This is a genomic window from Polaribacter sp. Asnod6-C07 (assembly GCF_045063625.1).
Classification (GTDB): Bacteria; Bacteroidota; Bacteroidia; order Flavobacteriales; family Flavobacteriaceae; genus Polaribacter; species Polaribacter vadi_A.
The window spans coordinates 2,022,932-2,042,379 of the sequence record NZ_JBEFOF010000005.1 but is presented as its reverse complement, the minus strand read 5'-3'; the positions used below and the strand labels follow the sequence as shown (position 1 = coordinate 2,042,379).

At 28.8% G+C, this 19,448-nt stretch carries 19 protein-coding genes; 8 read left to right on the top strand and 11 right to left on the bottom strand.

What is annotated here, in order from left to right; translation table 11 throughout:
* Positions 1-18 precede the first annotated feature (18 nt).
* From ruvA to ACJJVK_RS08655, 6 genes are all read left to right on the top strand, one after another.
* Positions 19-600, top strand: coding sequence for a Holliday junction branch migration protein RuvA (gene ruvA / locus ACJJVK_RS08680; RefSeq protein WP_405565204.1), 582 nt, complete (start codon positions 19-21; stop codon positions 598-600).
* A 4-nt stretch (positions 601-604) separates the two neighbouring features.
* A complete protein-coding gene (sprA, locus tag ACJJVK_RS08675; protein ID WP_405565201.1) occupies positions 605-7,756 on the top strand; it encodes a cell surface protein SprA in 7,152 nt (2,383 codons plus the stop codon).
* 33 nt (positions 7,757-7,789) lie between these two features.
* A complete protein-coding gene (gene gcvH, locus ACJJVK_RS08670; protein ID WP_405565198.1) occupies positions 7,790-8,170 on the top strand; it encodes a glycine cleavage system protein GcvH in 381 nt (126 codons plus the stop codon).
* Complete coding sequence (locus tag ACJJVK_RS08665) at positions 8,136-8,513, top strand: VanZ family protein (RefSeq protein ID WP_215993527.1); 378 nt, start codon at positions 8,136-8,138, stop codon at positions 8,511-8,513. Before gcvH ends, ACJJVK_RS08665 begins: the two co-directional genes overlap by 35 nt.
* Positions 8,514-8,578: 65 nt before the next feature.
* Positions 8,579-9,298: an energy transducer TonB gene (locus tag ACJJVK_RS08660; protein ID WP_405565195.1), complete on the top strand. Its 720-nt coding sequence runs from the start codon at positions 8,579-8,581 to the stop codon at positions 9,296-9,298.
* A 312-nt stretch (positions 9,299-9,610) separates the two neighbouring features.
* Positions 9,611-9,832 carry an SMI1/KNR4 family protein gene (locus ACJJVK_RS08655; protein WP_405565192.1) on the top strand — a complete coding sequence of 74 codons (222 nt, stop codon included), beginning with the start codon at positions 9,611-9,613 and terminating at the stop codon, positions 9,830-9,832.
* 389 nt (positions 9,833-10,221) lie between these two features.
* On the opposite strand, the gene ACJJVK_RS08650 is transcribed toward ACJJVK_RS08655, so the two are convergent.
* Positions 10,222-10,575, bottom strand: coding sequence for a nicotinic acid mononucleotide adenyltransferase (locus ACJJVK_RS08650; RefSeq protein WP_405565190.1), 354 nt, complete (start codon positions 10,573-10,575; stop codon positions 10,222-10,224).
* 195 nt (positions 10,576-10,770) lie between these two features.
* Here ACJJVK_RS08650 and ACJJVK_RS08645 point away from each other — a divergent pair, with 195 nt between their 5' ends.
* Together ACJJVK_RS08645 and ACJJVK_RS08640 are read left to right on the top strand one after the other, a co-directional pair.
* Positions 10,771-11,127 carry a DUF1304 domain-containing protein gene (locus ACJJVK_RS08645; protein WP_405565187.1) on the top strand — a complete coding sequence of 119 codons (357 nt, stop codon included), beginning with the start codon at positions 10,771-10,773 and terminating at the stop codon, positions 11,125-11,127.
* A gap of 46 nt (positions 11,128-11,173) precedes the next feature.
* Complete coding sequence (locus tag ACJJVK_RS08640; protein WP_405565184.1) at positions 11,174-11,983, top strand: mechanosensitive ion channel family protein; 810 nt, start codon at positions 11,174-11,176, stop codon at positions 11,981-11,983.
* A gap of 2 nt (positions 11,984-11,985) precedes the next feature.
* On the opposite strand, the gene tsaB is transcribed toward ACJJVK_RS08640, so the two are convergent.
* From tsaB to cyoE, 10 genes are all read right to left on the bottom strand, one after another.
* Positions 11,986-12,672 carry a tRNA (adenosine(37)-N6)-threonylcarbamoyltransferase complex dimerization subunit type 1 TsaB gene (gene tsaB, locus ACJJVK_RS08635; protein WP_215993532.1) on the bottom strand — a complete coding sequence of 229 codons (687 nt, stop codon included), beginning with the start codon at positions 12,670-12,672 and terminating at the stop codon, positions 11,986-11,988.
* A gap of 81 nt (positions 12,673-12,753) precedes the next feature.
* Positions 12,754-14,079 carry a TolC family protein gene (locus ACJJVK_RS08630; RefSeq protein ID WP_215993533.1) on the bottom strand — a complete coding sequence of 442 codons (1,326 nt, stop codon included), beginning with the start codon at positions 14,077-14,079 and terminating at the stop codon, positions 12,754-12,756.
* 125 nt (positions 14,080-14,204) lie between these two features.
* Positions 14,205-14,426 carry a hypothetical protein gene (locus ACJJVK_RS08625; RefSeq protein ID WP_405565180.1) on the bottom strand — a complete coding sequence of 74 codons (222 nt, stop codon included), beginning with the start codon at positions 14,424-14,426 and terminating at the stop codon, positions 14,205-14,207.
* Positions 14,419-14,958 (bottom strand): DUF420 domain-containing protein, encoded by a 540-nt coding sequence (locus ACJJVK_RS08620; protein WP_215993535.1) that lies wholly within the window; start codon positions 14,956-14,958, stop codon positions 14,419-14,421. Before ACJJVK_RS08620 ends, ACJJVK_RS08625 begins: the two co-directional genes overlap by 8 nt.
* The gene (locus ACJJVK_RS08615; protein ID WP_405565177.1) at positions 14,951-15,595 is read right to left on the bottom strand and encodes an SCO family protein; all 645 of its coding nucleotides are present in this window, start codon (positions 15,593-15,595) and stop codon (positions 14,951-14,953) included. Before ACJJVK_RS08615 ends, ACJJVK_RS08620 begins: the two co-directional genes overlap by 8 nt.
* Complete coding sequence (locus ACJJVK_RS08610; protein WP_405565174.1) at positions 15,592-16,260, bottom strand: hypothetical protein; 669 nt, start codon at positions 16,258-16,260, stop codon at positions 15,592-15,594. Before ACJJVK_RS08610 ends, ACJJVK_RS08615 begins: the two co-directional genes overlap by 4 nt.
* 81 nt (positions 16,261-16,341) lie before the next feature.
* Positions 16,342-16,683 carry a cytochrome C oxidase subunit IV family protein gene (locus ACJJVK_RS08605; protein ID WP_215993538.1) on the bottom strand — a complete coding sequence of 114 codons (342 nt, stop codon included), beginning with the start codon at positions 16,681-16,683 and terminating at the stop codon, positions 16,342-16,344.
* 18 nt (positions 16,684-16,701) lie between these two features.
* Positions 16,702-17,682: a cytochrome c oxidase subunit 3 gene (locus tag ACJJVK_RS08600; RefSeq protein ID WP_215993539.1), complete on the bottom strand. Its 981-nt coding sequence runs from the start codon at positions 17,680-17,682 to the stop codon at positions 16,702-16,704.
* A gap of 53 nt (positions 17,683-17,735) precedes the next feature.
* Positions 17,736-18,323, bottom strand: coding sequence for a heme-copper oxidase subunit III (locus ACJJVK_RS08595; RefSeq protein WP_405565172.1), 588 nt, complete (start codon positions 18,321-18,323; stop codon positions 17,736-17,738).
* 3 nt (positions 18,324-18,326) lie between these two features.
* The gene (cyoE, locus tag ACJJVK_RS08590) at positions 18,327-19,229 is read right to left on the bottom strand and encodes a heme o synthase (RefSeq protein WP_215993541.1); all 903 of its coding nucleotides are present in this window, start codon (positions 19,227-19,229) and stop codon (positions 18,327-18,329) included.
* Positions 19,230-19,448 lie beyond the last annotated feature (219 nt).

The window sequence follows — 19,448 nt, the reverse complement described above, 5'->3', positions numbered from 1 at the left end:
AGAGCCAAGAAAAAAACTATGATTACACAAGTAAGAGGAAGATTAGTAGAAAAAAACCCAACAGAAGTTGTTGTAGATTGTAATGGAGTTGGGTATTTATTACATATTTCTTTAAATACTTTTTCTAGTTTACCAGCAGATGAAAATGTGGTTTTATACACTCATTTGTCTATTAGAGAAGATGCTCACACGCTTTTCGGATTCATCAACAAAACTGAGAGAGAAGTTTTTAAACTATTAATTTCAGTTTCTGGTGTTGGGCCAAGTATTGCAAGAACAATGTGTTCTTCTATGACATCCGAAGAAATACAAAATGCAATTGCATCAGAAAATGTAGCTCTAATACAATCTGTAAAAGGTATTGGTGCAAAAACAGCACAAAGAGTTATTGTAGACTTAAAAGATAAAATTTTAAAAACGTTTGATATTGATGAAGTTTCTGTTAACACAAGCAATACGAACAAAGGTGAAGCGTTATCTGCTTTAGAAGTTTTAGGTTTTCATAAAAAACAATCTGATAAAGTTGTAAACGCTGTTTTAAAAGAAAACCCTGATGCATCAGTAGAAAAAATCATAAAACTAGCTTTAAAAAACTTATAGTCAATTGGTTAATTTATTAAAAAAAATAATTGCAATAGTTCTTTTTACTTTTTCGGTAAATTTATCAGTATACGCACAAACTACACAAAGTAAAGATTCATCAGAAGTAAAAAAAGACACTTTAAACCTTAGATACGATTTTAACAACACCCAAAAAGGAGGTCTTTTCTTAGATGATTTAGCAGAAAAGGAAGTCATTTTTGATAAAGCATTAAATAAATACGTAATTATTGAGAAAATTGGTGATTATTATACCAAAACTCCTATTTTTTTAACACAAAGAGAATACGCACAATATCGTTTAAAAAGAGATATGTTGCAGTACTTTAAAGACAAAGTAAGTGCTACCAATAGTAAGAAAAAAGGTGCTGCAGCTGCACAAAAAGATTTACTGCCAGAATATTACGTAAATTCTAAGTTTTTCGAATCTATTTTTGGTGGTAACACTGTAAAAGTAACACCAACTGGTAATCTGAATTTAAAACTAGGTGCTATATATCAAAATACAGAAAACCCACAAATATCCGAAGAAAACAGAAGTAGTTTTACTTTCGATTTTGATCAACAAATAAATGCAAGTATTCGTGCAAAAGTTGGTGAACGTTTAGAGTTTACTGCAAATTATGACACACAATCTACTTTCGATTTTCAGAACTTAGTGAAAATTGATTATTCACCTACTGAAGATGATATAATTCAGGGGATTGAAGCTGGTAACATTGCAATGCCAATAAAAAACTCTTTAATAAACGGAGCACAAAGTCTATTTGGTGTAAAAGCACAATTGCAATTTGGTAAAACAAGTGTTACTGCAGTTTTTTCTCAACAAAACTCAGAAAGTAAAACTGTTGTTTCAGAAGCTGGTGCTTCTATAGAAGAATTTGAATTATTGGCCACAGATTATGATAATGACAGACACTTTTTCTTATCGCAATTTTTTATTGATAATTATGCCAATTCTCTTAAACAATATCCATTAATTAGTAGCCAAGTTAATATTACAAGAATAGAAGTTTGGATTACTAATAGAACTGCTACAACAGAAGATTTTAGAAGTATTGTTGCTCTTGCTGATCTTGGTGAAACAGACAACCCAAATGCAAATAATGATTTTTATAGTAATTTGGTAGCAGATTCTGGTAATGTCACAAACTCTACTAGCCCTATTAGTATTAATGCAAGTGGTCAACAATTATATTTACCTCAAAATAATGCCAATAATATTTATACTGATGCTGTTTTAGCAGGTATAAGAGATGTTTCTGATGTAGAAAACACCTTAAGTAGTAATTTTAACATGACTTCTGGTACAGATTATTCAATGCTAGAAAATGCTAGAAAATTAAGTACTAGCGAGTACACTTTAAATTCTCAATTAGGTTATATCTCTTTAAATAGAAGATTAAATGATGGTGAAGTTTTAGCAGTTGCTTACGAATATACTGTTGCTGGTTCTGTAAACGGAACTACTGAAAAATCGTTTAAAGTTGGTGAATTTTCTAATGATGGTATACAATCTCCAGATAATTTAGCTGTTAAATTATTACGCTCAGAAATTTTAAAAACCAATCGTGAAAATACAACTACAGGAGAAACAGAATCTTTTCCTACTTGGCGTTTAATGATGAAAAACGTTTATGCTTTAGGTGCATATCCTTTAGAGCAAGATGGTTTTCGTTTCGAGATTCAATATAGAGATGATGATACAGGTATAGCATCCAATGTTTTACAAAATGCAAATACGGCTAACATAGCTACTCTACCATTAATTCAAGTTTTTCAATTAGATCAATTAGATCAAAGTCAATATAGAACTGCAGATGGTTATTTTGATTATCTAGAAGGTATAACAGTAATCTCTGAAAACGGTTATGTTATTTTTCCAGAACCTGAACCTTTTGGTAATGATTTGGTTTTAGATACCAGTAATTCTAGTGATATTGGTTTAGATGAAACTGTAGACAGTGAATACCTTTTTAAAGAGTTATATTTAAATACCAAAACAAACATTAAAAACAACTTTCAAACCAAAGACAAGTATTATTTAAAAGGTTACTTTAAATCAGAAAGTTCAGGAGGTATATCAATTGGTGCATTTAATGTGCCTAGAGGTTCTGTAACAGTAACTGCTAATGGAAGACAATTAGTAGAAGGTATAGATTATGTGGTTGATTATTCTTTGGGTAAAGTACAAATTCTAGATCCAGGATTACAAGCTTCTGATACACCTATAAATGTATCTACAGAAAATAATGCTGTATTTAATCAACAAAGAAAAACCTTTATGGGTGTTGATATAGAACATAAATTTTCTGATGAGTTAATTGTTGGTGCAACTGTATTAAATGTAAACGAAAGACCTTTAACTGCTAAAATTAATTTTGGGTCAGAACCTATAAACAATACTATGTTTGGGTTTAATATTGATTATTCTACAGAAGTACCTTATTTTACAAAACTAGCAAACAAACTACCTTTTGTAGATACAGATGTGCCTTCTAATTTATCTGTTAGAGCAGATATGGCTTACTTATTACCAGGCACACCAAGTGGAATAGATGTTACAGGTGCTGCAACTTCTTATATTGATGATTTTGAAGCTTCTCAAATACCCATTAGTTTATTATCTGCCTTAGATTGGTATGAAGCAAGTACACCAAGAAACGAAACAGATGATAAATTTAATGGTAATAGTAGCGATTTAGATTACAATAATAAAAGAGGAAAATTAGCTTGGTATAGTATAGATCAAATTTTTTATGGTTTAGGTGATACTCCATCAAGCATAAATGCAGACGAACAATCTAGAGCAGAAACAAGACAGATTAATTACAGCGAACTTTTTCCTAATCAAGAATTTGACATCACACAAAATACTCTTATAAGAACTTTAGATTTAGCATATTTTCCACAAGAAAGAGGTTCTTATAACTTTAACCAAAACACAACTGAAGCAACTGTTGATATTGCCAATAATAAAGTTACCTTACTTAAACCAGAAGAAAATTGGGGTGGAATTATGCGTCCTTTAAACACCAATAATTTTGACCAAGCTAATGTTGAGTATATTCAGTTTTGGGTAATGGATCCTTATCAAAATTATTCTATAACAGAAGCAGAAGGATTACCACAAGGTGTAAACCCTGATGATGTTTCAAATCAAGTTGGTGATTTATACATCAATTTAGGTAACATTTCAGAAGACATTGTAAAAGATAATCGTAAAATGTTCGAGAATGGTTTACCAGAAGATGGAGCTAAAACAAATACGGTTAATGTAAACAGAACAATTTGGGGAGATGTACCTAAAAACCCTTCAATTATTTATGCTTTTAGCGAAGATGATACAGCAAGAACAAATCAAGATGTTGGTTTTGATGGTTTAAATGATCTTGAAGAAAGCACATTAGCAAACATTGGGGTTTATGGTAGTTTAGTAGATCCTGCAGCAGATAACTTTCAATTTTTTAGAGGTGGTAATTTAGATGCTTTAAATGCATCTATAATTAGTAGGTATAAAGATTATAACAACACTCAAGGTAATTCACCTACTTTAAATCAATCACCAGAAACCTACCCTACTTCATCTACAACTTATCCAGATGTAGAAGACATCAACAAAGATCAGACAATGAACACTGTTGAGAGTTATTACGAGTATAAAATTTCTATGAATAGAAATGAATTACAAGAAGGTAGAAATTATATTGTTGATGAAAAAACAACTTCTGTAACTCTAGAAAACGGAAATACACAAGAAACAAAATGGTATCAATTTAGAGTACCTATTAGAAACGGAACTTCTGTAAACGGAATTTCTGACTTTAATAGTATTCGTTTTGTTAGAATGTATTTAACCAACTTTAAAATGCCAGTTGTTATTCGTTTTGGAGAATTAGATTTGGTACGTGGAGATTGGAGACGTTATACAAAAACTATAGACCCAGCAATTGATCCAGATATAGATTTAGACCAAACCCAATTAGAAAATTTTGAAGTTGGTGTGGTAAGTATAGAACAAAATAATGGTAGCTACATACAACCACCAGGTATTGAACGTGAACGCTTACAAGGTTCTACATCTGTACAATTACAAAACGAGCAATCTGTAACCTTAAGCGTTACAAACTTAGAGCCAAATAAAACTAGAGCCATTTACAAAAATATAAGTGTAGATTTAAGGCGTTTTAAAAACCTTAAAATGTTTATGCATTTAGAGGGTGATGAAGGTTTTGCTGGTATTATTAGATTAGGAACAGATTTAACAGAAAACTATTACGAATTAGAACTCCCTTTAACTGTAAGTTCTGGTGGTAATAGTCAATTAGATATTTGGCCAGAAGAAAACAATTTAGATGTAATCTTAGAAGCATTAGGTAAAGTTAAATTAGAAAGAGATGCTATAGGAGCTGCAATTAGTGAACCTTATACTTCTGTAGAACAAACTGATTTATCTTATACAATTACAGTAAAAGGAAACCCAACTTTAGCACAATTAAAAACAATTGTTTTAGGTTTAAAAAACACTAGCCTTATTAATAAATCTGGAGAAATTTGGTTTAATGAATTACGTTCTGCTGGTTTTGACAACGAAGGTGGTTGGGCTGCAGTTGTTAATGCTGATGCCAATTTTGCTGATATTGCAAACGTATCTTTAGCTGGTAGTATGGAAACTGTTGGTTTTGGTAATGTAGAAGATAGAGTTAGCCAACGTACTTTAGACGAAACAAAACAATATGATGTTTCTACAAGTATTAGCTTAGGTAAAGTTTTAACTCCAAAAAAATGGGGAATTCAAATACCAATGAGTTATAGTGTAGGAGAAACTTTTATAGATCCTAAATACGATCCTCAATACCAAGATGTAGAATTAGTAGATGCTATTGAACAAAACCCAAATAGTGAGTTTTCTAGAGATTACACTAAAAGAACTAGCATAAGTTTTATCAATGTAAAAAAGAACAGAAACCCTAATTCTAGTAAAAAACCTAAGTTTTATGATGTAGAAAATTTAGCGGTTTCTTATTCTCATAACAAAGAATTTCATAGAGACTATAATATAGAAAAATACATTAACGAAAATGTAATGGCTTCTGCTGCTTACAATTTTAACTTTAACTCAAAACCTATAGAACTCTTTAAAAATTCAGAGAAATTTAAGAGTAAATATTGGAAATTTATTAAAGATTTAAACATAAATCCAATACCTTCTACATTAGCCATAAACTCTAGAATTAATAGAAGTTATAATGAGCAACAATCTAGAAATTTGGTAGAAGGTTTATCTGCACAACCAGAATTAAAACAACGTCGATTTTTATTCGATTGGGATTATACAGTTGGTTTCGATTTAACAAAATCGTTACAAATGAATTTTAACGCTAGTAATAGCTACATTTATGATGCTTTTGGTAGTGATGAAGAATTACAAATTTTTGATAATTTCTTTAACACAGGAAGACCAAACCAATATCATCAAAAATTAAATGGTACTTACCAATTACCTTTAGAGAAGTTTCCTTTCTTAAGTTTTATGAAAGCAGATTATGCTTATACAGCAGATTTTGACTGGCAAGTATCATCACAAGACGAAACTATAGCCGAACAAATAGGTAACGTAATTCAGAATGCAAATACACATAATATAAATACTACTTTCTCTTTCGAGAAATTATACAAAAACATTGGTTTCGAAAAATTATTATTAACAAAATCGCAACGTAAAAATGCTAAAGGAAAAAATATTGCAAGAATAAAACCCAAGAAAAATTTACCTATTGGTAAAAAGATTTTAAAAACAACTTGGGGTATTATAACATCAGTAAAACAAGGTAAAATAAGTTACACCGAAAATAACGGACAATATTTACAAGGTTATGATGAAGGTATTGGCTTTTTAGGAGGCTCACCTACTGCATTTGCTTTTGGTAGCCAAGTAGATATTAGAAATAAAGCGCTTACAAACGGGTGGTTAGTAAATCCAAGAGCACTTACTGATGACCCAAGTACATCAGATATTGATGAAAGCGCTTATTACAACAAAACTTATAGCAGAACTCACTATAATAAATTAGATTATTCTTTTACAGTACAACCTATAAAAGATCTAAATATTGATATAAGAGGTAATAAAATACAAACCAAAAATCTTTCTCAGCAATTAGATGTAATTGAAAACGGAACTGCAACTGGAACAATAGATTATGATATTGATACTTTCGAAACAGGTAATTTTAGTACAAGTCATTCTATGTTTTCTACAGCATTTACAAATGGTGATGCTCTATTTCAAACAATGAAAGACTATAGAAGTGTAATTGCAAACAGATTCGCCACAGAAAACCCAACAGTAAATCCAGATGGTTTTGGAGAAAATAGTCAGCAAGTTTTATTACCTGCTTTTATTGCTGCTTATTCAGGTAAAAGTCCAAATAAAGTAAGTACAGGTTTGTTTAGAAATATACCAATTCCTAATTGGACATTACGTTACAATGGTTTTATGAAGGTGAAATGGTTTAAAAAGAACTTTTCTTCCTTTGTTGTTTCACATGGATATAGATCATCTTACACTATTTCTAGTTTTACAAATAATTTACAATACCAAGAAGATACTGCTTTTACAGAAACAAATGCTGCTGGTAATTACGAAGCACAAAAACTAATAGCCAGTGCAACTTTGGTTGATGAATTTTCGCCATTAATAAAAGTAGACATGAAAATGAAAAACTCTTTTTCTTTTAGAGGAGAAATTAAAAGAGATAGAACTTTAACAATGAACTTTAACAATAGTACTTTAACAGATATTGCTGGTAAAGAATACATAGTTGGTTTAGGATATGTTTTTAAAGATGTTAAAATGAATACTCGTTTTACAGGTAAAAAAACAACCTTAAAAGGTGATATTAATTTAAGAACAGATGTTTCTCTTAGAGACAATTTAACACAAATAAGATATATAGATGAAGATAATGACCAAATTAGTGGTGGCCAAAGATTATTTTCTATTAAATTTACAGCAGATTATACATTGAGTAGTAATTTAACAGCATCGTTTTATTATAATCATCAAACATCTAGATATGCAATATCAACCACTTTTCCTAGACAGGCAATTAATGGTGGTATAAATATTGTTTATAATCTAGGAGGAAATTAAAAGTAAATTCAAATTATAAAATAAAATTAAAAAATGAACATTCCATCAGAATTAAAATACACAAAAGACCACGAGTGGATTAAAATTGAGGGTAACATTGCAACTGTAGGAATTACAGATTTTGCACAAGGTGAATTAGGAGATATTGTTTATGTAGATGTAGATACACTAGATGATACTGTAGATGAAGGAGAAGTTTTTGGTTCTGTAGAAGCTGTAAAAACAGTTTCTGATTTATTTATGCCTTTAACTGGAGAAGTTGTTGAGTTTAACGAAACTTTAGAAGACGAGCCAGAATTAGTAAACACAGACCCTTATAACAAAGGTTGGATGATAAAAATTGATATTTCTGATAGCTCACAAATAGAAAACTTACTAGATGCTGAAGCGTATAAAGAAATTATTGCTGGATAACTTTATTATAATTGCTATTGGTACAACTCTAGCAATTATATGTTTAAGTTTAATTAAACTTTCAGGTACTGGAGTAGAAATAAAAAATATTGATAAAGTATATCATAGTATTGCTTATTTTACGCTAGCATCTACTTGGTTATTTAGTTTTTACAAAAAACCAGAAAAAAAATATTTAATTGTTGCTAGTTGTATAATATTTGGCATAATAATTGAACTGTTACAGAGTAATTTAACGATTTATAGAACAGGAGATATTATTGATGTTCTTGCAAATTCGTTAGGGGCAATACTCGCTTTAATTATATTTAACCTTTTTTTGAAAAAAAAATGGATTAATTAACGTTTACACTTGTATTTAAAGCAATAATTTAATTAAATTAGCAACCTATTATAAACTCTTTAAGAATGGAAATTAAGAAAAATCCTAAATCGAATTTAGAAAATTTCAGTAAAATATTTATGCAAATTGGGCTTGTATTGGCTTTATTTGTAACATATGCTGCAATAGAACAAAAAACGTATGACAAAGTCTATGGTGATTTAGAAGTTGTTAGCATGAACGCAGAAATGGAAGAAGAAATTCCTATTACTGAAAGAGTTGAGCCAGTTAAACCTAAGACTCCACCACCACCAACTCCAGAAAAAATAGAAATTGTTGAAGATGAAAAAGAGATTGAAGAGACTGTAATAGAATCTACTGAAACTGATGAAACTGAAGCTGTAGAAGTAGAAGAAATTGAAGAAGTAGAAGAAGTAGAAGAAGTAATCGAAGACGTTAGTTTTATGATTATTGAAGATGTACCAGTATTTCCTGGTTGTAAAGGAAGTAAAGCTGAATTAAAAAAATGTTTCAGTCAAAAAGTACAAAAACACTTCTCTAGAAAATTTGATGCAGATTTACCTAACGAATTAGGTCTTTCTCCAGGAAGAAAAAGAGTATTTATTGCTTTTAAAATTGATAAAAGTGGAAACATTGTTAATATTCAAGCAAGAGCACCACACCCAAAAATTAAAAGCGAAGTTGTTAGTGTAATGAATCAATTACCTAAAATGACTCCAGGAAGACAAAGAGGAAAACCAGTAGGTGTAAAATATAGTATTCCTTTTACTTTAATTGTAGAGTAATAAAGGACTTCACATATAATTTAAAAACGTCTAGAATAATTAATTCTAGACGTTTTTTTTTGCTCTATATCAAGTGCTGAATAATAGCTTGTATTATATTTAAACCTAATAATAACAATCGAATTATTTATTGAAATGCGAAACATCATGTTTCACTTTTATCTTCTTTCTAAACTTCTAGCAATTATATTTAATGAAAAAACCTTTATATAGATTGTTAACTATAATAAAAATGGACTCCTAAACCATATCGTTCTATGAAAGAATTAATTGACTTAATATTCAAAAAAACATCAGAAAGAAGGAATTGAAATGAATAAACCTGCTAGTTATTCTGAAATTATTGACTTTGAAAATGAAATTAGATTTAAACTACCAAACTATTTGACAGAATTCTATTTAATCTGTAACGGATTTGGTTATACTGAGGATATATTTAATATTACTCCCCTTTCTGAAATAACAGAATATCAAAAGAATTATGGAAAAAATTGTTTTTCCTTTTCGGAATATATGATTTACTCAGATATGTGAGGAATTAGAATTTCCGAAATTGGAGAATATGAAATATTTAAAGTAAGTTATCCAGAAAAAAATATGACATAATCTCTTGTGGAATTTTTAAAAGGGGATGTATTTGAAAGCGGAGGACTTTATGAATGGCAAGCAGAACTCGAAATAAAATGAACTACAATTGACACCTTGTAAAATTTATTGCTTTTTCGGGTTTTTCACGTGAAAACCTCACAAACGCAAAAGTCTGTAATTATTAGCTAAATTTAAACACATATACGTTATTTAGAACATTGAATCCAAGAAAAAAAGCTTTAGTATATACTCAAAACCTTGATAAATAAAGAAATAAAAAAACTCATTAGAAAACAATTTTCTAATGAGTTATAAAGAACTAAACATAAGTAAACTTATTTATTATTAAGAGCAACTTCAGAATCAGTTTTCCATGTTTTAACATAAGCTACTGAGTTATTCTCATAAGTAATTTCTTTAAGGTTTTCATTATTCCAAATAAACCATTTCCCAACTTTTTTGCCTTCATTATAATAAGCCAATTGAATCTTTTTACCTTCATTGTTATAGCTGGTCCATTCTCCACTTAATTTTTTATCTTTAAAAAAGCCTTGAGTTTTAATAGCTCCATCTTCAAAATAATAAGTAACTTTTATTAAATCACCTACAGTTTCATAAGTTGGTTTATTTTCTTGAGAGAAACCTATTGTTGCCATAAAAAGCAAACATATTGTTATTATTTTTTTCATGATATATATATTTAAGTTAACATTACTTTTACAAATATACATTATTTTTACCTTTCAGAAACGTTTTGGTAACATTAATTTAACATTGAGGGTTGAAATCTCATATTTTTACTGTTGATTAACAACAAAATAAAGACTAATATTAAATAATTAGATATATTTAGTATATTATGAACTCACAATAAACACAAAAAAGTGAAGTATTATCAAATTACATTAATATTACTTGTTGCATTAATACATTGTTATATAGTTTATATAGAAATGGTTTTATGGACAACTAAAAAAGGAATTAAAACATTTGGTCTTAAAGACAAGCAATTTGCAGAAGAAACAAAAGTTATGGCTGCTAACCAAGGCTTGTACAATGGCTTTTTAGTTGCAGGATTAATTTGGTCAATTATAACATTTAAAATAGATGTTGCAATATTCTTTTTAACCTGTGTTTTTATTGCAGGCTTGTATGGTGCATATTCAACAAAGAACCGTAAAATTCTATATGTACAATCTATACCAGCTATTTTAGGTATAATTTCTTTATTGGTATTTTAAATAACTTTATTTTTGCACTTCAAAATCTATCAATAAAACAAAAAAAATGGAAGAATACATTGAAAAATTTCAAGACATATTTGTAGAATATGCACCTAAAGTAGTAACAGCATTATTAATTTTAATTGTTGGTTTATTTGCAATTAAAATTGTAGTTAACTCTGCGAAAAAATTAATGAACAAAGGTGGTGTAGATATTACACTTCAAAAATTTTTAGGAAACTTAGCTGGCTGGGCTTTAAAAATTTTACTCTTTATTGTAGTTATCTCTAAATTAGGTGTAGAAACTACATCTTTTGCTGCTATACTTGCTGCTGCTGGTTTAGCTGTAGGTTTAGCTTTACAAGGTTCTTTAGCAAATTTTGCTGGTGGAGTTTTAATAATGATTTTTAAACCTTTTAAAATTGGAGACTTAGTAGAAACTCAAGGAGAAATTGGTGTAGTTAAAGAAATAGAAATCTTTACTACAAAATTTACTGGACTTTCTAATAAAGAAATTATTATACCAAATGGTGCATTATCTAATGGTAATATTATAAACTATACAACAGAAGGTACAAGACGTGTAGATTTAGTTATTGGAGTTTCTTATGATGCTGATATTAAAAAAACAAAAGAAGTATTGATGAATGTTTTAACTTCACATCCTAAAGTATTAAAAGATCCTGCACCAACAGTTAACGTATCTGAATTAGCAGATAGTTCTGTTAATTTTGCTGTTAGACCTTGGTGTGATTCTGCAGATTATTGGGATGTATATTTTGGTATTACAGAAGATGTTAAAATAGCATTAGATGAAGCAGGTATCGAAATTCCTTACCCACATAGAGTGAACATTAACAAATCAGAAGAATAAAACTAAAAAGTAGGTTTCTTTTTCTTTTCTGGTATTACAACAAAATCTTTTAAATAAAAAGGTTCAAAATAAGCGACATCTTCTATGTCGCTTTTTTTGTATTTAATAAAAGACAACTTTGCCATTTCCTTTGCTGATGGAAATTTATCATCAATAAAAACAGCATTTTTATGATTGATAATTGTTTTACATTTCTGAGACCCATCACCTAAAAAATAAACTTTATGCTTTTCTAAATAATCAGAAAAAGAGTTTTCATCTATAACCTCTGCTTTTATTTCTCGTATTTGTTGATGATCTTGATTATAAACTGCTGCATAAACCTCCATCCTTCTTGCATCTATCATTGGTATAATAATACCTTTATCAATAGAAATAGCATAAGATAACCCAGTTAAAGTATCAATAGAAATTAAAGGTTTATCAAAAGCAAAACATAGACCTTTTGCTGCAGAAACACCTATTCTTAAACCTGTATAAGAGCCAGGGCCTTTACTTACAGCTACAGCATCTATTTCTTTAGTCGTTAAATTTACTTCTTTTAAAACATCTACAATAAAAGGATGCAACACTTCTGCATGAGAATAATTACCATTATTTAACTCTTTTAGTGCTAAAATTTCTCCGTTTTTGGCAATACTAACAGAACAGTTTTTTGTTGCAGTTTCTATGTTAAGGATAATACTCAAAATCTATTTTTATTTGCAAATATAAATCAAAAAGAAAACCTCACTAAAAATAGTGAGGTTCTAAAACTTATTTTTTTTTATTTATTCTAAAACTAAGTCTCCAGCATAAAACTGTAAAACTTTTGTTTTAAAAACATAATCGTATTTAGAACGAATTAAAGTTGATTGTGCATTTACCAAACCATTTCTAACTTGATCAAAATCGAACTGTGTCATTGCTCCAAAATTATAACGCTCTTGGGCATTTTTAAAAGACTCCTCTTGAGCTTCTAAAGAAATTTTAGCTGCTTCATAACTTTTTAAAGCAGTTTTAACATCTAAAAAAGACTGCTCAATAGTTTGTTTTAAATTTAATTTTTCGCTTTCTAATTGGGTTTCTGAAAGTTGTTTATTAATAACTGTTTTTGCCACATTGTTTTTTGTTTGAAAACGATTAAAAATAGGTACACTTAATGATACACCAATATTATAACCTAAATTATCATTTAATTGTTTAAAGAAATAATCATTAGTAAAGATTTCATTAAATCTATGACTGTAACCAGTACCCATACCACCAAATAAAGATGCTGAAGGTAAAAAAGCACCTTTAGCTATCTCAATGTTAATATCTGCATTTTCTATTGCTAATTTAGCTCTTTCAATCTCTGGCATTCTATCTAAAGATTTAGAATAAATTACATTAGAATTTTTATAGAATAAATTTGCAGAAGGTGTACCAACATCAATTGGCATAACATCAAAGCCTTCTGTTGGCTCTTGTAATAATTGTGCTAAATTAAGTAAAGCTAAGTCTAATGCATTTTCTTGACTTATTACTGCTTGTAAGTTTGTTGCTGCTGTAGATTGCGTATTTAATAAATCTCCTTTTGGTATAACACCAGATTTAAAACGAGCATCTGCGGCTTCTATTTGAGTTTTGCTAATTTCGTATTGTACTTTTGCTGCTGCTAAATTTTCTTTTGCAAATAAAATATTTAAGTAACCATTTACTACAAATAAAGAAATATCATTTTCTATTTTCTTTAAATCTAAAACACTACTTTCTACACCTAGCTGTGCTTGTTTGTATGTATTTGTATTTCTAAAACCATTAAAAACAGTAACGCTAGAACTTAAATCGAAAGAGGCATTAAAGTTATCTGTAGATATTCTTGAATTACTAATATTATCGATAATAGAACCAAAACCAAATCTACCAGAAGAACTTCCATTTAAATTTGGTAAAAAATTTCCTTTAGCAATTTCTACATCTTTTTTAGCAAGTTCTAAACTTAGTTTATTTTGCTGTATAGATATATTCTTTTCTAGAGCTTGATCTACACATTCTTTAAGAGTCCATTTTTTTTGAGAAAATGTAGCAATAGAAGTAAAAAAAGCTACAAATAGAATAAATTTAGTTTTCAAAACGAGTTAGTTTATGGTTGATTTATTTGTGTTATTGTCTACAAAAGAAGATTTTATTCTTTTGATAGTGCTTATAAGACGACTAAAAGTAAAATTTGTTACAAGAATTTACTCTTATTGAAATGTTAATTTTTCGTTTGCTTTCTATATCTGTATAATGCATAAAATAAAGCACCAATTAACAAGTACGGAAAAACCATTAAATAAGAAATTCCGTTATTAACACCTTCAGCCATAGCAACATCTCCATTCTCTACAACTGCCTTACACATAGCACATTGAGCAGAAGAATATTTTACTGAAGAAAATATCAGTAATAAAAAAATTACTATTTTTTTATTAAACATAATAAGGAGATATCATTAAATATACTATAACACCTGTAACTGCAACATATAACCATAAAGGAAAAGTTTTTTTTGCAATTTTTTTATGATCTATAAAACTACCTAGTTTAGCCTTCATATAAGTAATTAAAACAAAAGGAATTACAATTACTGATAAAACAATATGTGTTATTAAAATAAAATAGTATACATATTTAATTACACCTTCTCCACCAAAAGAGGTAGAATCAGATGTCATATGATAAGCTATATACATCAATAAAAAAGCCAAAGAACAAGCAATTGCAAACGTGTTTAATTGCTCATGTAATTTTCTATTACCTTTTTTAATAGCAACAACAGCTGCTATTAAAAGTATTGCTGTTAAACCATTAATCGTAGCATAAATTGGTGGTAAAAAAGTTAAAGGTTCTACATCAAAACCTAATTGTCTTAAGTTAACACCAAATAAAGCAGCAACAGCGATAGGAATTATTATAGATAAAGCTGTTATAATTTTTTTATATTTTTTTTCTTCTGCTAGATTACTCATTTAATAATAGTTTAATATCTTCTTTTAATTCTATAATTTGATCTGGAAAAGTTTGCTCTTGTAAAGCTCTATAGTACATAATTGGGTTACCAAATTCATCTTTTCTAGATCGTATATAACCGTTTTTATCTACCAAAGCAAATAAACCTGAATGTTCAAAACCAGCATGTGATTCATCCCCTTTACCTGCATACAATTTAAAACCTTTGTTTGATAACGCATACACAACATCTTCTGATTTACCTGTTAGCAAATGCCAGTTCTTATGGCTAATACCATTGTCTTTTGCATAATCTTTCAAAATTTTGGGAGTATCTATTTCTGGAGTTATTGAAATTGAAGCAATACCGAATTCTGGATTTCCAAAAAAAGCGTCTTGTAAGATTAGCATTTTTTTGTTCATTAAAGGACAAATAGTTGGGCATGTAGAAAAGAAAAATTCTACAACATATACTTTACCTTTATAGGTTTCATTAGTAATTGTTTTACCTTCTTGGTTTGTAAATTCGAAATCTGGTACTTTATCGAACTTTACTAAATCAGAATCTTTAAAACGATCTACTACTTTTGGCACAGTATAAATACCAAACAATAATACAATAAATGCAATACCTACGTAAGAATACTTTTTTCTCATAACCCTACTTCTTTTCTATCTGCTTTATTCTTATTTTTTTCTTTAAAAGCTGCATAATATTCGTAATACAAAACTTTTACATCGTCTTTTAATTTTCCGTTTAATTCTGCAACAGAATTCATATTGTAACCATAAAGTCTATTACCTGAAGCTTCATCATTTAACCTACCTCTTAAATTCACATCTTTATCTATTAAAAATGCTTTGGCAGAAGCTAGGTTTACTAAAGGTTCATTAAACTCAAAACTAGAATAAAAAGCTTCTATTTCTGCTTTAGAACTTGCAATAAATCTCCATTTTTGCATATCTGTAAAAGCACCAATATCTTTCTTTAACTTTTGTACATCTTGTTCTTTTCCTTTAGGATAAATACCAATAATTTGAAACTGTTTATAATCTGTAAACTTCTTATAAACCTTTTCATTTAAATTAAAAAGACCAGATTTTATAGCGTTGATATCATCACCTAAAAAGCAAATAATAGTAACATTATTTTTTAGTTGAACTGATTTAGAAGCGTCTATTTCAGAAACATCTATTACGTTTTGAGTAAGTACAGGTAACTTTTTAAAATTATTTTCTCCTGTAGATAAAAACAAGAAGCAAATTAACGGAAAAATAAAAAGTAAAAATAAAACAACTCTTTTTTTTGTAAAAAACTTCATATACCAGAAATAATTTTAAAACTGAATTAACACATTTTTAAAGTAAAAAAAAAGGTGGTTAAAACCACCTTTATATTTTAATTACCATTTTACTAGTGGTCCTAATGTTTCGTATAAATAATCTCCTTCAATTAAGAGTAAAGTTACTAAGTAACAGATTAAGAAAACTGCTGTCCAAACTACAGAACGTCTAAACCATTTCTTTTCACCTTCCATGTGCATAAATGTCCAAGTAATATAGTATGCTTTAAACAAAGTTAATATAATAAATATCCAGTTTAAAGGGCTTGTACCTAAAAAACTAGTTAAGTGTAAAAAACCTGGTTTAACAATACCTAAACCTACTTCTACAATTGTAACTAAAGACAGTAAACCAAATACCATCCATATTCTTTTTACATTAGATTCGTGTGCGTGTGCCATTTTAATGCTATTTTTTTATTAAACTAAATAGAAGAATGTGAATACAAATACCCAAACTAAATCTACAAAGTGCCAATATAATCCTACTTTTTCTACCATTTCATAGTGTCCTCTTTTCTCGTAAGTACCAAGAACTACATTCATAAATATGATAATGTTTAGTACAATACCAGATAATACGTGAAAACCATGAAAACCAGTAATAAAGAAGAAGAAATCTGCAAAAATAGTATTACCATACTCATTTGCTTTAAGATTTGCACCTTCTAAAACCATTTTTCCTTTAGTTAATTCTGATAGACCTTTTTCTCTTGATAAAATAATCTTTTGTTTTTTATCTAAGTCTATCTGTTCACTTCTAATTTGTATTGAAGGGTCTGCTTTATAAGAAGCAATAATTTGAGCAACAGAGTACTGAGAAACAGCTTCTCCACTCTCAAACCATAATCCGTTCTTTTTGGTATCAGATTCTCTATGATCCATTCTTTCACCAACAACAAAATCAGACAATGCTATTTGGTGCCCATCTTTTACAAATTGTAAAACCTTACCATCTGTAGTTTTTACAGCTCCATAAGAACCTTTAATAAAGGTATTCCATTCCCAAGCTTGTGAGCCAACAAATATTAAACCACCAATAATAGTAGCAAACATATACCAAGCTACTTTACTTTTTTGCATTTTATGACCTGCATCTACAGCCAAAACCATTGTTACTGAAGAAAAGATAAGTACAAATGTCATAAAAGCCACATAATACATAGGGAATTCTCCATGTATAAAAGGTATGTGGGTAAAAACTTCATCTGCAATTGGCCAAGAGTCAATGAATTTAAAACGAGTTAAACCATAGGCTGCCAAAAATCCTGAAAAGGTTAATGCATCAGAAACGATAAAAAACCACATCATCATTTTACCATAACTTGCGCCAAATGGTCTTACAGCACCACCATCCCAAGTGTTTTTTCCGTCTGAAGGTATAGCAATATTTGCTTCCATAAATAATATTTAATTAAAATCTTAAACGTTTTGCCAAAAATAGCTAATTTTCATCACTTAATAAAAGAGAAAAAGAAAAATAGATAAATCCATAATATATCTACAAAATGCCAGAAAATCGCACCTAGTTCAAAACCAAGCATATCTTCTGATTTATATTTGTATTTAAAATGATTATAAATTACAACAAACAGTACAATTACACCTGCAAGCAAGTGTAAAACATGCATAAAAGTAATACCTATTATAAATGATGTTGATACTGTGCTCTCTGGTCCTGTAAAAAATAATCCTATACTTTTTAATTGATTAAAACCAACATATTGTTGCCAAATAAAACCAAGACCTAAAATTAAGGTTATTACAACCATTATTAAAGATAATTGTCTTTTATTTTGTTTTAAAAATCTTTGCGATAAAAATAATGTTATACTACTTGCTACAATTAAAAAAGTACTTATGTAAAATGCCTGAGGTAAATCAAAAGAAACCCAATCATCACGTTTCATACTAATAACGTAAGCACTTGTTAAACCTGCAAAAAACATAACCATACTTATCATAGAAACCCATAACATTGGTTTTGCAGATTTCTTTTTTGCAACTACATATTCTTGTTTTAAAGCTTGCTCTCCTATCATCTTTTAATGTAAAAATTTATCAACTACATAAACAACTTGTACCACTGTAATATATAAAACGCTAGCCAACATTAATTTTCTAGCATCAGTATTTTCTTCTGATTTATGCAATTTTACTCCATAATACAACATAATACAACCTAATAATGCTACTAAAATTGCTGTTGCAGGATAAATATAAAAATTACCTGATACTTTTAAAACTGGTGCTATAGATACTAAAATCATTATAGCAGTATAAAAAATAATTTGTTTAACAGCTCCTTTATCTTTAGTATTCATTGGTAACATATTATAACCTGCTTTTTTATATTCTTCAAATTGTAACCAACCAATTGCCCAAAAATGTGGAAACTGCCAGAAAAATTGAATCATAAATAAAAAACCTGCTTCTATACCAAACTCATTTGTTGCTGCTACCCAACCTAACATAAAAGGTATTGCACCTGGTATTGCACCCACAAAAACAGTTAAAGGTGTTACCGCTTTTAATGGTGTATAAACACATGTATATATAAAAATAGATATTGCACCAAATAATGCTGTTTTAGGATTTATACTATATAAAATTGATAAACCTAAAATAGTAAAAGCAACAGCTATTGTTAATGCAAAATTAACAGACATTCTACCTGTTGGTAAAGGCCTGTTTTTTGTACGTTGCATAACTGCATCTGTATCTTTTTCTATAATTTGATTAAACGCATTAGATGCACCTACCATAAAAAAACCACCAATTGCTAAAAGTAAAAGTGTTGTATAATTAATAACATCTACAGCCAACAAATAACCTGCAACAGAAGAAAAAACCACACTAAAAGACAGACCAACTTTTGTTAGCTGTTTTAAATCTGATAGAATTGTTTGCATTGAAGAATTTGTCTCTGAAATTGCTGTTGAATTCATATTACCAATAATCGTTTGCAAAGATATTTGATAATTATGAATTTACAATGTTTTTTAAAGCCTTTTGTTATTTAAAAGCATAAAAAAAACCCACTCAAAACTGAGTGGGAAAATTGCTATGAAAAAGAAAAAGTGTGGTTTTAAAAAAACCACACGCAAATATAAAGATTATTTTCTATATTTTTTTAATAAAAAAATGATTTTCTTTTAAAATCTTCT